Raw genomic sequence first — 13052 nt, 5'->3', positions numbered from 1 at the left:
AGCTCGAGCCGAGACACAACGCCACGCCCGATCTCAATACCTTGCGTGCAATCACTGAGGCCGAGTTCGTGGAGCCGGTCTCAGTCGTCCTCAGCCGGTGGCCGAGTGCAGGCTCGACGCAGCGACCCCCGCCGCCCGGGGAAGGGGCGCGATCTCCCCGGATACAATGCTGCGGATCACGGCGATCGGCAGTTTGGGCTTCCGGTTCGCGTCGGTCAGACCGTTGGTCTCCTGCATCGTGTCCGTCAGCTGGGTGTAACAGAAGCCCGAGAGGATCGGGTTGTCCCGAAGGCTCCCGACGAGGCCTGATACACGATTTTCGAAGTCCTCATAGCTCGTCGCTGTCGTGTAGCCCCACGAGTCATCGGCGGCGTCGGGCGCGAAGCTGACCCCGCCGAATTCAGTGACCATGATCGACTGGCCATCGACCTCGCGGGGGATGAGCTGCAGGCGACGGCCTGCCGGCCCCATACCCGCAACGAGGGATCGGATGGCGTCGATGTCCTTGTAATTGGCATCGAGCTGCTCGGCCGTGCCGGCATAGTCGTGGATTGTGAGGATGTCGGATATGGCGTGTTCCCAGCCGTCATTGGAGATGACCGGGCGGCTCGGATCGAGCGCTCGAGTCAGGTGGTAGAGCGACTGGGCGAAGCTCAACTGGGCGTCGTCGTGTGCGATATGTTGAACACCCCAACTCTCGTTGAGGGGAACCCAGGTGACGATGGACGGATGCGATCGGTCGCGGCGCACTACTTCGGTCCATTCGCGGGTGACTCTCGATACTGCCTCCGAAGAGAACTCGTAGGTGCTGCCCATTTCACCCCAAATCAGCAAGCCGAGCCGGTCCGCCCAATAGAGGAATCGGGGGTCCTCGACCTTTTCATGGATTCTCGCGGCGTTGAACCCCAGGGCCTTGATGAGTTCCACTTCGGCTCGCAGAGCTTCGGCCGAGGGCGCAGCGAGGTGCGACTGCGGCCAGTAGCCCTGCTCCAGCACCGATCGTACGAAGTACGGCCGGTCATTGAGCAGGAACCTGCCGCCCGCGACACCGACGCTACGAAGCCCGAAATAGGAGAAGGACTCGTCGAGAATGCTTCCGTCGTCAGCAATGATCGAGACATGCGCGTCAATCAGTCGCGGGTTTTCCGGTGACCAGAGGAGAGCTTCATAGGCCTGACCGTTCGCCTGCCGAGAAATTTGAATGGTTGCCTGTGATCGCGGCTCAACGGTCATGAAAGACTGCCGGGCGAGAATTTCGCCCGCGATGGACAGTTCCACCTGAACAGTAACGCTCGCCGCCGGGCGCCGTGTCAGGTCCACCTCGATCGCGACGTCCCCAGCCGGCACGTTCGGAATCCAACGCAGTGCCGTGATGCGCTGATCCGGCACAGACTCGAGCCAGACCGGTTGCCAGATCCCCGTGGTGCGGTGGTACCAAATGACGTGCGCATCCTCGAGCCAATCCTGTTTGCCCCGCGGCTGAGCTACGTCGTGGGGGTCGTCCTCGGCACGAACCACGAGCACGCAGTCCTCTTGGGGCGACAGCGCTTCGGTGATGTCAAAGGAGAACGGCGTCTGGCCGCCCTCGTGAGACCCGATGAACTGGCCATCGATCCACACAGAGGCGCGGTAGTCGACCGCCCCAAAATGCAACACCACTCGGTCACGTGCGTGGGACAGGCCGCTCGCGGCCACGTCTTCGGGGCTGATGATGCGGGAATACCAGACAACGGGATGGAAGCCCGGCTCGGCGATTCCCGACATCTCCGACTCAGGCGGAAACGGAACAGTGATGACCCGGCCAAGGTGTGCAGGGTTTGCGAACCACTTCTCACGTCTGCCGATGTCGTGATCGTCGTGATCGAATGCCCACTCGCCGGCGAGATCGTGCCAATTCGGGCGGACAAGTTGCGGGCGGGGATACACGCCACCCTGGGCACTGGCAGAAAGCGGGAGAGAACGCGACATACCGCAATCATGCCGACAAATTACAGCGCTGTAAAGTCCAAGTTTTGGTCGAGGCGGCGAGGAGTGGATGGAGCGCTCTCGCGCACTTCGAGTGAATGCCCCACGATCCTGTGGCGGCCAACCCCCCGGTATCCAGCGATTCGTTCCTCGAGGAGATTGAAAGCAGCCGCGGCGATAGCGGTCTTCCTCGGCGCCACGGAGGTGAGTGTCGGGGACGTGTACGCGGCCAAGAAGGTGTTGTCCCAACCGACCACGGCCACATCTGCGGGTACCGATCGCCCGGAATTATGGAGGGCTTTCAATGCTCCGATCGCAAACCGGTCGTCGCGGCAGACCACGCCGTCAAAACGCACCCCGCGCTCAATCGCCTCGGCAACCGCACGAAGGCCTGCTTCAGCCGTGAATTCCAACGCCGTGAATACCAACTCAGGATCCAGTTGGACCCCAGCCTCCAGAAGACCCTGTTGGTAGCCGAGAAGGCGCTGATTCGTCGAACCAGTGATGTCCGCCGCTATGACACCGAGAAAAGCGACGCGTCGACATCCTCTCGCTAAGAGGTGCCGCGTGGCATCGAGAGCGGCCGAGACGTTGTCGATCATCACGTGGTCCGTCATGACAGGCATGGCCGCCTCGCCGAGCAAGACCAGCGGAGTGCCAGGATCGAGCTTCGCAATGTCGAGCGATTCCATGCGGACGGGGTGAAAGATTACGCCGTCGACCAGCCCAGCCTCTCGATCGCTGAGTACCGCCCGTTCCGCGATGGGATCGCTCAAGGTCTGCTCGATAATGACTCGGTATCCTCGACGAGTTGCTTCTTCGGCAATATGACGGGAGAGTTCCGAAAAGTACGGATGGTCGATTTCGGGGATCGCCAGGGCGATCATTCCGGTTCTTCCGGTAGCCAGACGCCGCGCCGTAAGGTTGGGTCGGTAGCCGAGCTGGTCAATTGCCGCTTGCACCTTCTCGCGGAGCGCCGGGGCCACGTGAGGATAGTTGTGAACGACGTTTGAGACGGTCTTCATGGACACGCCCGCGAGCTCCGCGACGTCTATGAGTCGAACCCTTGCCATGTTTGTCCTGTCCAGTCCGGTCCGGTCCATCCTAAGGCGACTGTGGCCAGGCGCTGGAAACGGCTTTTGTCGCGAATCATCGCGGACTAGACAAATATCTTTCCAGCGCTGTACATTGACGGAAGGCGTTCGTCTGCCGCTCCGATTGGTGCGGGGAATGGGCGGCCCGCTTCGCGCATGGGTCGCGGAGCGATGTTTTCGATGAGGAGGACGAACGATCATGAAGCAGAAAGACTTCCTGGGGCGGCGAATGATTGGGGCCACTGCCCTCGGTGCCGCACTCATGCTGGTACTGGCCGGATGCTCTGCGGGCGGAACCGGGCAGGCGGCGAGTGAGCCTTTCACCGGTGAATACACCGGACCTGAGGTGGAGCTGTCCTATTGGAACGGCTTCACCGGCGGGGACGGTCCGTTCATGGAGAAGATGGTGTCCGACTTCAATGCTCAGCATGACACCATCAAGGTCGTCTCGAACACGATGCAGTGGACAGACTTCTACCAGCGACTGCCCGCAGCGGTGACCGCCGGCGAGGGTCCCGACGTCGGCGTGATGCACCTGGACCAGCTCGCGTCGAACGCCGCGCGAAACGTCATCGTACCGATCGACGATCTCACCGAGGACTTGGGTCTGACGTCAGACGACTTCACCGACGAAGTCTGGAATGCCGGCGTCTACAAGGACGCCCGATACGGCATTCCGCTCGATGTGCATTCCCTGGCCATGTACTACAACACCGAACATTTCGCCGCCGCTGGGATCGAAGAGGCCCCGACCGACGCGGCTTCCTTCCAGGATGCGCTCGACAAGCTCAAAGCAGCTGGGTATGAAACTCCATTCTGGATGCCGACGCGGTGGCCGAGCCACCTCATGAACCTCTCCGTGCTGTGGCAGAACGACGGTGAACCCTATGGTGACGACGGGGCAACGTTTGATTCAGCAGCCGGGGTAAAGGCACTGGAGTGGCAGCGCTCCATCGTGGACGACGGTTACAGCCCGAGTGACGTCGCCATCGACTCTCAGTACGTCGCCTTCAAGAATGGTGAAACCTCGATCACCTGGGACGGCATCTGGCAGATCAACGATCTCGCCGAGTCCGGTCTGCCTTACGCGGTCGCCCCGGTCCCCACAATTGGTGACACAGATGCCGTCTGGGCCAACTCCCATAACTTCTTCCTCCCCCGCCAGGCAAACGCGGACCAGAACAAGGTTAACGCGTCGAAGGTGTTCATCGCTTGGATGAGCGAGCAGTCCGCCGAGTGGGCAGGATCGGGCATGATCCCCGCCCGTCAGTCGGTGCGCGATGCGGGCGCCCTCGACGGCCTGCCGCAAGAAGCAATCGCGGCGACGATCGATTCGATGCGTTTCTTGCCGCCCATTCCCGGAATCGGTGGGGTGCAGGCCGAGACCCTCGAAATCGCAGTCGCCGACGGGGTTCAGGGAACGACGACGCCGAGTGACGCGCTCAAAAAAGCCGCCGGAACGGCGACGAAACTCATGGCCGACAACAAAGCCTCGTTCGGGGACTGACCAATGTCGACGAAGGTCGGTGAACGCGTCCTCCCCACGGGGAGGGCGCGCCGCCCCTCGGCTTCCGACCCGGAGTCGCAGAAAAATCGTGGAATGCGAGCGGGCACCCGGCAGCAGGGGATAGCCACACCCTGGCTGTTCCTTGCCCCCTACCTGCTTCTGTTTAGCAGCTTCGTCATCCTCCCCGCAGTTCTAGGGGTGTGGATCAGTCTTCATTCCTGGGACTACACGTTGCCGAACAAACCCTTTGTCGGCCTCGACAACTACGTCGCCTTGTTCTCACCCGGATCGACGGTTTTCGGTCCGTTCTGGGGGTCCATGCGGGCCACCGGCATCTTCACGGTACTCAGCGTGCCACTGCTCCTGATCGTCCCGCTCGCCGTCGCCCTACTCATGAGCAAGAAGTTTCCCGGACGTGACTTTCTCCGAGCAATCTACTTCGCCCCCTACGTACTCGGCGTCGCCGTCATCTCGGTGCTGTGGCGATACCTGCTCGACAACAACATCGGGCTGGTGAACCACTATTTGGGACTCCTCGGACTTCCGGATGACACCGCGTGGACAACGACGACGCCCGCGGCTTGGGTCGCGCTCGTGGGAGTGACCGTCTGGTGGACGCTCGGATTCAACGCCGTCATCTACCTTGCCGGCCTTCAGGACATCCCGATCGAACTCTACGAAGCCGCACGTGTTGATGGGGCCGGACCGTGGATGCAGTTCCTGCACGTGACGATCCCCGGGCTCAAGCCCATCCTCTCGTTCATCACCATCATCACCCTCCTGGCATCCGCCAACATGTTTGGTCAGTCCTATCTGATGACTCAGGGCGGCCCCGGACGTGAAACGCGCACGGCCATCTATCAGATCGCCGACGCGGGTCTGCGCAACTTTCAGATGGGCAGCGCCGCAGCGATGAGTTATGTACTGACCGTATTCCTCATGGCGATCAGTGCCTTTGTCTTCTACATCTTTCGCGAGAAACAGCCCAAGAAGCTCAAGAAGGAGGTGCGCTCGTGAACGCTCTCACGACCAGGATCAGTGCCGGTTCCCGTGCACGCAGTGCACGTCGACGGAGTGGCATAATCACTCGGGTCGTCATTCTCGGCGCGATCGCAATCGCGTTCATCAGCCCGATCATCTTCATGATCGTGACCAGCTTCAAGACCCGGGCTGACGCAACGGCTATTCCACCGACGTGGATTCCCAATCCGATTTCCGTGCAAGCTTTCGCGTCTATCCTCGCTCCCGGGACTGCGACTCCGGTGCTGCAATGGTTCGCAAACAGCATGGTCGCAGCCGCCCTCAATGCGACGCTCGTCGTCGTCACGGCGTCACTGGCGGCGTATCCGCTCGCACGAATGCAGTTTCGCGGCAAGAATTTCGTCTTCGTCATCATCGTCGCGACATTGCTGGTGCCGCCGGTGATCCTGGTGATTCCCAACTACCTCATCGTGAGCGAACTGGGGTGGCTCAACTCGCTCGTCGCGATCATCATTCCCACGGCGGCGTCCGCATTCGGAGTGTTCTTCATGCGACAGTTCTTCGTCGGCCTGCCGATCGAGTTGGAGGAGGCCGCCCGGCTCGATGGGGCGAACCGATTCGTCATCTTCATGCAAGTGGTCCTACCGCTCGCCAAACCCGCACTGGCGACACTCGCGCTGCTCGCCTTCCTCGGCAACTGGAATGACTTCCTCTGGCCCGTCTACGTCTTGTTCAGCCCGGAGATACAAACACTGCCAGCTGGACTGTCCACGCTTCAGTCCGCAAATGCCGTGCGCTACGACCTTTTGATGGCCGGCGCGGTTGTCGCGAGCGTGCCCGTGCTGGCGCTGTTCATCTTCCTCCAGCGCTTCATCATCGAGGGCGTCTCTCGCTCCGGAGTGAAGGGGTAGCACGTGTGGACCTCTGCTCGCCGCGCAGCGGTAGCGTGTGTGGCTGGAGCCATGACCGCCTTCGCGGTGAGTGGCTGCACGGCGGCTCCGGAGCACTCGGCACTTTCGGCGCCAGCCGCAGCAGATGCTGCGGTACTCAACACGAATTTTGCAGACCCCGACCTGGTGGAGGTCGACGGCACGTACTTCGCGTATGCCACGAACGACAACAACCGCAACGTGCAGGTCGCCTCCTCCACCGATCTCCTCGATTGGGAGGTGTTACCGGACGCGTTGCCGGATCTCCCAAGCTGGATCATTCCGGGAAAGACCTGGGCGCCGGAGGTGACGAGACTCACCGATGATTCATTCGTCATGTACTTCACGGCGACGAATTTTGCGCCAACGCTGCAGTGCATCGGTGTAGCCACTGCCAGCAACCCGGCCGGACCGTTCATCGTTCAGAGCGACGCCATGATCATCTGTCCAGAAGACGAAGGCGGCGCGATCGATGCAAGCACCGTGCTCATCGACGACGTCCTGTACCTCGTCTGGAAAAATGACGGAAACTGTTGCGACCTCGATACCTGGATCCAGGCGGCCACGCTCTCTCCCGACGGGCTCAGCATCACGGGCGATCCCATCAGGATCCTGAAGCAAACCGAGGATTGGGAGGGCAACCTTATCGAGGCGCCCACCATCGTGGTCCGAGGTACAGGACTCCTGATGCTCTACTCCGCGAATTCTTACGGAGACGACCGATATGCGGTCGGTGCTGCAACCGCTGCTTCAATCGATGGCCCGTGGACGAAGGAAACGGGTCCGATCCTCTCGACCGAAGGGTCCGGGGGGTTATATCGCGGCCCTGGTGGCCAAGACCTGATCTTTGGTCTGAATGGTAAGGACTATCTCGTCTTCCACGGATGGGACAAGGACTACACGTACCGCGCACTTCACGTTGCGGAGGCCGAATGGGACGCCGACATTCCTCGGGTCCTGATCCCCGAGTAGCCCAATTGCGCGTGAACTTCCCTGTATCTCCACTGAATGGTGTCCCATGTCACTCACTCCGCTGTCGGGAACCCAATTCGTTCTCGAGGCTTACGGCTACACCGCCGCGATCGCGAGCATCGGCGCGAGCGTTCGATCGCTCCGATATCGCGGACGGAACCTCATCGTGCCGTTCGATGCCAACCAGGTGCGACCTTTCTTCCGCGGTGCCATCCTGGCACCGTGGCCGAACCGAGTCGTGGATGGAAGGTACACATTCGGTGGCGTCGAGCAACAGCTCAGCATCACCGAGCCGTCGAGGGGCCACGCTCTCCACGGACTCGCGTCCTGGTTGAACTTCGCAGTGGTCAGGCAGGCGGCCGATCGGCTCGTCCTCGCGGCAACCGTCGAAGCGCAGCCGGGATATCCCCACCGGGTGGCGCTGGAGGTGGATTTTGCGCTTGACGCCGGTGGCCTTCGAACGGCAGTCACGGCAGTGAATGCCGGTCCAAATGCCGCCCCTTTTGGCGTCGCTCCGCACCCGTACCTTGTTGCCGGCGATGGCCGCGTCAACGACTGGACGCTGGAGCTCGCAGCCCAGCGAATCCTGACCGTGACTCCTGACCGCCTCATTCCCCTTCACCTCTGTGATCTCGATGCGGGTGATCTTGCCGTGTTTGACTTCCGCACGCCGCGGACTATCGAAGACACCTTCATCGACCATGCATTCACCGGCTTCGACCGGGGCGATGAAGGCACGGCGACACTTAGATTGACGACGACCGCGGGCAGTGGAGTGGAAATGATCTGGGGTCCCGAATGCCCGTGGGTTCAGGTGCATACGGCTGATCAACCAGTACCTTCGATCGACAGAATCGGACTCGCCGTCGAACCAATGACCTGTCCACCGGATGCGTTCAACTCTGGAATGAACCTGAACGTCCTTGAGCCATCCGGCTCAACGCGCGCCTCCTGGACGGTTCGTGCAATCGATTAGCTCTGCAGACCGCTCCAGAATTGACGCGACTCGCGTCGCCGAATGACCAAACCGGCACGATAGCGCCTGACGTTCCCACCTCGGGGTGTCGACGAGGCACCCCTGGCGCTGACAGGGGGCAACGCGCAACCCGAATTTGGTCGCATCCACGTAGTGGCGGGTCATATGTGATCGTGATAGATCTGGACTATGCACATTTTCCGCGCAGCCTGAGACCCTGCCCGGACATTCACCGTAAATGCACCTCCGAAAGTGAGGGCGGATCTTCCGTCTTTCACGGTCAAAATTTAGGGAGTGAAAGAAATGAAAGCAGTCGTCTATAAAGGCCCCAACGCGGTCAACGTTGAAGACGTTCCGGATGCCAAGATCGAACGCCCCACTGACGTTCTTGTTCGCATCACAGCGACGAATATTTGCGGTTCCGATTTGCACATGTACGAGGGACGCACCGATTTCGAGGTCGGGCGCACCTTTGGTCACGAAAACATGGGTGAGGTCATCGAGATCGGAAACGGCGTCGACGCCGTCAAGGTCGGCGATCGGGTCGTGCTGCCATTCAATATTTCCTGCGGGTTTTGCAAGAATTGCGAACGCGGTTTCACGAACTACTGCATGACCACTCAACCGAACCCGGTCGGCGCGGGCGCCGCCTACGGCTTCGCTGGCATGGGTCCGTATCCCGGCGGACAGGCCCAAATGCTGCGTGTGCCCTACGGCGATAACAACTGTCTGCGCCTGGGTGAAGACGCGGTAGAAAAGCAAAACGATTACGTGATGCTGTCGGACATTTTCCCTACCGGTTACCACGCTACCGAGATGGCCGGCGTGATCCCCGGTGACACGGTCGTGATTTACGGTGCGGGTCCAGTCGGACTGATGGCCGCCCTGTCCGCCACGATCAAGGGCGCGAGTAAAGTTTGGGTTGTAGACCGACGCCCTGACCGGCTGGCCCTCGCCGAGCAGATCGGTGCGATCGCCATTGATGACTCGAAGACGGACCCGGTTGAGTTCGTTTTGGACCAAACCAAGGGTATCGGCGCGGACCGGGGATGTGAATGCGTGGGTTATCAGGCCCACGATCCGCAAGGCACCGAAGATCCCGCCATGACTCTGAATCGGCTGATCCAGTCCGTGCGCATCACCGGGGGCATCGGCGTCGTCGGTGTCTTCCTTCCGGCAGATCCCGGCGGCGTCGACGATAACGCCAAGCAGGGCAAACTTTCCATTGACTATGGCCTGCAGTGGCTCAAGGGTCAAAGCATAGGCAGCGGACAATGCCCGGTGAAGAAATACAATCGGCAATTGCGTGACCTGATCGCCGCGGGCAAGGCCAAGCCATCCTGGATCGTTTCCCACGAGATCCCCCTCAGCAAGGCCGCGGATGCCTACAAGAACTTTGGCGAACGCACCGACGGTTGGACCAAAGTCATCCTCAAGCCCGAGTAGGCCAACCGATCCTTCGTCGGGTATCCGCGCGTGCGCCGTCGCACGGCTACCCGGGATGAGGCAGTAGCACGTTCCGCGATGGCGACGACGGTGGCATCCGTGTTGCCGGACACTGCCGAGGGCATAATCGAGGCGTCTGCGACACGCCGTCCGTCGATTTGCGCGCCCGCACTTCCCGGGGCAGGGGCCCGACCGGCATCGGACCGCCGGTGCCCAGGATCACGGGATCACGGCTTTCCGTCGTCTCACCGACCCGGGAGTCGAAGTTGCCCTCTAAGGGCGCGATGTGTTCGTCACTCGACCCAGGCAGGCCCAGCCTGGTGACAAGCGACGACGAGGTGACGCCTCCAGCGCGGCGACGACCTGCGTCTGGCGGAGCCGCAGCGCCTCGTCCCAGACGATGGCGATCGCATCTGAGGACACCACCTGTTCGGCCGACGAGGTCGCCACGTGCGGCCGAGATCGCCCGCCACACCTGCCGAAATCGGCCGAAAGTGACGAGGTCGGAGCCGGTGCGCGACGACATCCGTCACGCCTGCGGCGAACAGAGGCACTCATTTCAGGGTTCGCTCGTTACTCTCGATGTATCGGCGCCACAACTGCCCTGGCGCCAAGGGAGCGATCACATGTTTGAGAGATTTACCGACCGAGCTCGTCGCGTCGTCGTTTTGGCCCAGGAAGAGGCCAAAATGCTCAACCACAACTACATCGGTACTGAGCACATCCTGCTCGGCCTGATCCACGAAGGCGAGGGAGTTGCGGCCAAGGCCCTCGAGAGCCTGGGTATTTCCCTCGACGCCGTGCGCGAGCAGGTGCAGGACATCATCGGCCAGGGCCAGCAGCAGCCGACGGGGCACATCCCATTCACGCCGCGCGCCAAGAAGGTTCTCGAACTGAGCTTGCGCGAAGCACTGCAGCTCGGCCACAACTACATCGGAACCGAGCACATTCTGCTCGGCCTCATCCGCGAGGGTGAAGGCGTTGCCGCTCAGGTGCTCGTCAAGCTCGGCGCCGACCTCAACCGGGTGCGCCAGCAGGTCATCCAGCTCCTCTCTGGTTACCAGGGCAAGGAGCAGGTGCAGGTCGGCGCGAACGAGCAGGCGAGCGGTCCGGCGGGCAGCCAGATTCTCGACCAGTTCGGGCGCAACCTCACGCAGGCCGCCCGCGACAACAAGCTCGACCCGGTCATCGGGCGCGAGAAGGAGATCGAGCGGGTCATGCAGATCCTGTCCCGCCGGTCCAAGAACAACCCGGTTCTGATCGGTGAACCCGGAGTCGGCAAGACCGCCGTCGTCGAGGGTCTCGCCCAGGCCATCGTCAAGGGTGATGTGCCCGAGACGCTGAAAGACAAACAGCTCTACTCGCTCGACCTCGGCTCGCTCATCGCCGGAAGCCGTTACCGCGGTGACTTCGAGGAGCGCCTGAAGAAGGTCACCAAGGAGATCCGCACCCGCGGCGACATCATCATCTTCATCGACGAGATCCACACCCTCGTCGGTGCCGGTGCCGCTGAGGGCGCCATCGACGCGGCCAGCATCCTCAAACCGCTCCTCGCCCGAGGCGAGCTGCAGACCATCGGTGCCACCACGATCGACGAGTACCGCAAGCACTTCGAGAAGGATGCCGCGCTCGAGCGACGCTTCCAGCCGATCCAGGTGGCCGAGCCGTCTCTGCCCCACACCATCAATATCCTCAAGGGGCTGCGCGACCGGTACGAGGCGCACCACAAGGTCTCGATCACCGACGGAGCTCTCGTGGCCGCGGCGAACCTGGCCGACCGCTACGTCTCCGACCGGTTCCTGCCGGACAAGGCCATCGACCTGATCGACGAGGCCGGCGCCCGCCTGCGCCTGTCGATCCTGTCCAGCCCGCCCGAGCTGCGCGAATTCGACGAGAAGATCGCCGTGGTGCGCGCTGCCAAGGAGACCGCCATCGAGGAGCAGGACTTCGAGAAGGCCGCCGGCCTGCGCGACGAGGAGAAGAACCTCCTCGGCGAGCGTTTGCGCCTCGAGAAGAAGTGGAAGTCGGGCGACGTCAAGACGACCGCCGTCGTCGACGAGGGTCTGATCGCCGAGGTTCTGGCCCAGGCCACCGGCATCCCCGTCTTCAAACTCACCGAGGAGGAGTCCTCGCGGCTCGTCTTCATGGAGAAGGCGCTGCACCAGCGCGTCATCGGTCAGGAAGAGGCCATCTCGGCGCTCGCCAAGACCATCCGTCGCACCCGTGCCGGACTGAAGGACCCGAAACGCCCGAGCGGTTCGTTCATCTTCGCGGGCCCCACCGGCGTCGGAAAGACCGAGCTGGCCAAGGCGCTCGCCGAGTTCCTCTTCGACGACGAGGCCGCCATGATCTCCCTCGACATGAGTGAGTACGGCGAGAAGCACACCGTGTCCCGACTGTTCGGCGCCCCTCCCGGATTCGTCGGCTTCGAAGAGGGCGGCCAGCTCACCGAGAAGGTGCGCCGCAAGCCGTTCTCCGTGGTGCTGTTCGACGAGATCGAGAAGGCCCACCCTGACATCTTCAACTCGCTCCTGCAGATTCTTGAAGAGGGCCGGTTGACGGATGGCCAGGGCCGCGTCGTCGACTTCAAGAACACCGTGATCATCATGACCACGAACCTCGGTACCAAGGACATCAGCGGTGCGCCCGTCGGTTTCCAACTCGAGGGTGACACGTCCACCGGTTACGACCGGATGAGCGGCAAGGTGAAGGATGAGCTGAAGAAGCACTTCAAGCCCGAGTTCCTCAACCGCGTGGACGAGATCATCGTCTTCCCGCAGCTGACCAAGCCGGAACTGCTCCAGATCGTGGACCTGTTCATCAAGCGCTTAGGCGAGCGCCTGCTCGACCGCGACATGACCGTGGACCTGACCCTCGCCGTGAAGGAGCACTTGATCGAGGTCGGCTTCGACCCCGCACTCGGTGCCCGTCCGTTGCGCCGTGCCATCCAGCGCGAGGTGGAGGACCGCCTGTCGGAAAAGATCCTGCAGGGCGAGCTCAACGCCGGCGACCACGTGCACGTGGATTACGTGGGAGGGGAGTACATCTTCACCACGACGGTGCGCGCTTCCGCCGTCGCCGTCGGCGTCAACACCACGGCCGCAATCGGCACGGGGCCGGGCTCGCCCGACCTCGCGGTGACCAGCGAGTAGCGGTAACCCGGTTGAAGGGGCCCGGCGGAG

At 62.1% G+C, this 13052-nt stretch carries 10 protein-coding genes; 7 read left to right on the top strand and 3 right to left on the bottom strand.

The genetic code is table 11. The features are described 5' to 3' along the window. Positions 1 to 90: 90 nt before the first annotated feature. The gene (locus tag E3O22_RS04560; protein WP_134395374.1) at positions 91 to 1968 is read right to left on the bottom strand and encodes a glycoside hydrolase family 2 protein; all 1878 of its coding nucleotides are present in this window, start codon (positions 1966 to 1968) and stop codon (positions 91 to 93) included. A gap of 20 nt (positions 1969 to 1988) precedes the next feature. After that, the gene (locus E3O22_RS04555) at positions 1989 to 3038 is read right to left on the bottom strand and encodes a LacI family DNA-binding transcriptional regulator (RefSeq protein ID WP_134395400.1); all 1050 of its coding nucleotides are present in this window, start codon (positions 3036 to 3038) and stop codon (positions 1989 to 1991) included. Between the two features lie 220 nt (positions 3039 to 3258). Between E3O22_RS04555 and E3O22_RS04550 the strand changes: the two genes are divergently transcribed. The 6 genes from E3O22_RS04550 (at position 3259) to E3O22_RS04525 (ending at position 9870) form a co-directional block, all read left to right on the top strand. After that, positions 3259 to 4566 (top strand): ABC transporter substrate-binding protein, encoded by a 1308-nt coding sequence (locus tag E3O22_RS04550; RefSeq protein WP_134395373.1) that lies wholly within the window; start codon positions 3259 to 3261, stop codon positions 4564 to 4566. 93 nt (positions 4567 to 4659) lie between these two features. After that, positions 4660 to 5583 carry a carbohydrate ABC transporter permease gene (locus E3O22_RS04545; protein ID WP_134395372.1) on the top strand — a complete coding sequence of 308 codons (924 nt, stop codon included), beginning with the start codon at positions 4660 to 4662 and terminating at the stop codon, positions 5581 to 5583. Between the two features lie 125 nt (positions 5584 to 5708). Next, positions 5709 to 6458: a carbohydrate ABC transporter permease gene (locus E3O22_RS04540; protein WP_134395371.1), complete on the top strand. Its 750-nt coding sequence runs from the start codon at positions 5709 to 5711 to the stop codon at positions 6456 to 6458. 51 nt (positions 6459 to 6509) lie between these two features. After that, positions 6510 to 7448 (top strand): glycoside hydrolase family 43 protein, encoded by a 939-nt coding sequence (locus E3O22_RS04535; RefSeq protein ID WP_134395370.1) that lies wholly within the window; start codon positions 6510 to 6512, stop codon positions 7446 to 7448. A gap of 46 nt (positions 7449 to 7494) precedes the next feature. Then, on the top strand, positions 7495 to 8424 hold the full coding sequence (locus E3O22_RS04530) for an aldose 1-epimerase family protein (RefSeq protein ID WP_134395369.1): 930 nt from the start codon (positions 7495 to 7497) through the stop codon (positions 8422 to 8424). A 303-nt stretch (positions 8425 to 8727) separates the two neighbouring features. Continuing rightward, positions 8728 to 9870, top strand: coding sequence for a glutathione-independent formaldehyde dehydrogenase (locus E3O22_RS04525; protein ID WP_134395399.1), 1143 nt, complete (start codon positions 8728 to 8730; stop codon positions 9868 to 9870). Here the strand turns inward: E3O22_RS04525 and E3O22_RS16675 are convergent. Beyond that, positions 9810 to 10028: a GMC oxidoreductase gene (locus E3O22_RS16675; RefSeq protein ID WP_134417198.1), complete on the bottom strand. Its 219-nt coding sequence runs from the start codon at positions 10026 to 10028 to the stop codon at positions 9810 to 9812. The genes E3O22_RS04525 and E3O22_RS16675 overlap by 61 nt on opposite strands. Before the next feature lie 468 nt (positions 10029 to 10496). Between E3O22_RS16675 and E3O22_RS04515 the strand changes: the two genes are divergently transcribed. Continuing rightward, positions 10497 to 13022, top strand: a complete 2526-nt coding sequence (locus E3O22_RS04515; RefSeq protein WP_134395367.1) for an ATP-dependent Clp protease ATP-binding subunit — start codon at positions 10497 to 10499, stop codon at positions 13020 to 13022. Positions 13023 to 13052 lie beyond the last annotated feature (30 nt).

Origin of the sequence: Cryobacterium sp. TMT2-18-2, assembly GCF_004402245.1 — a bacterium.
In the GTDB taxonomy this organism is placed as follows: Bacteria; Actinomycetota; Actinomycetes; order Actinomycetales; family Microbacteriaceae; genus Cryobacterium; species Cryobacterium sandaracinum.
The sequence above is the reverse complement of the archived record's forward strand: the minus strand, read 5'-3'. Positions and strand labels throughout refer to the sequence as shown.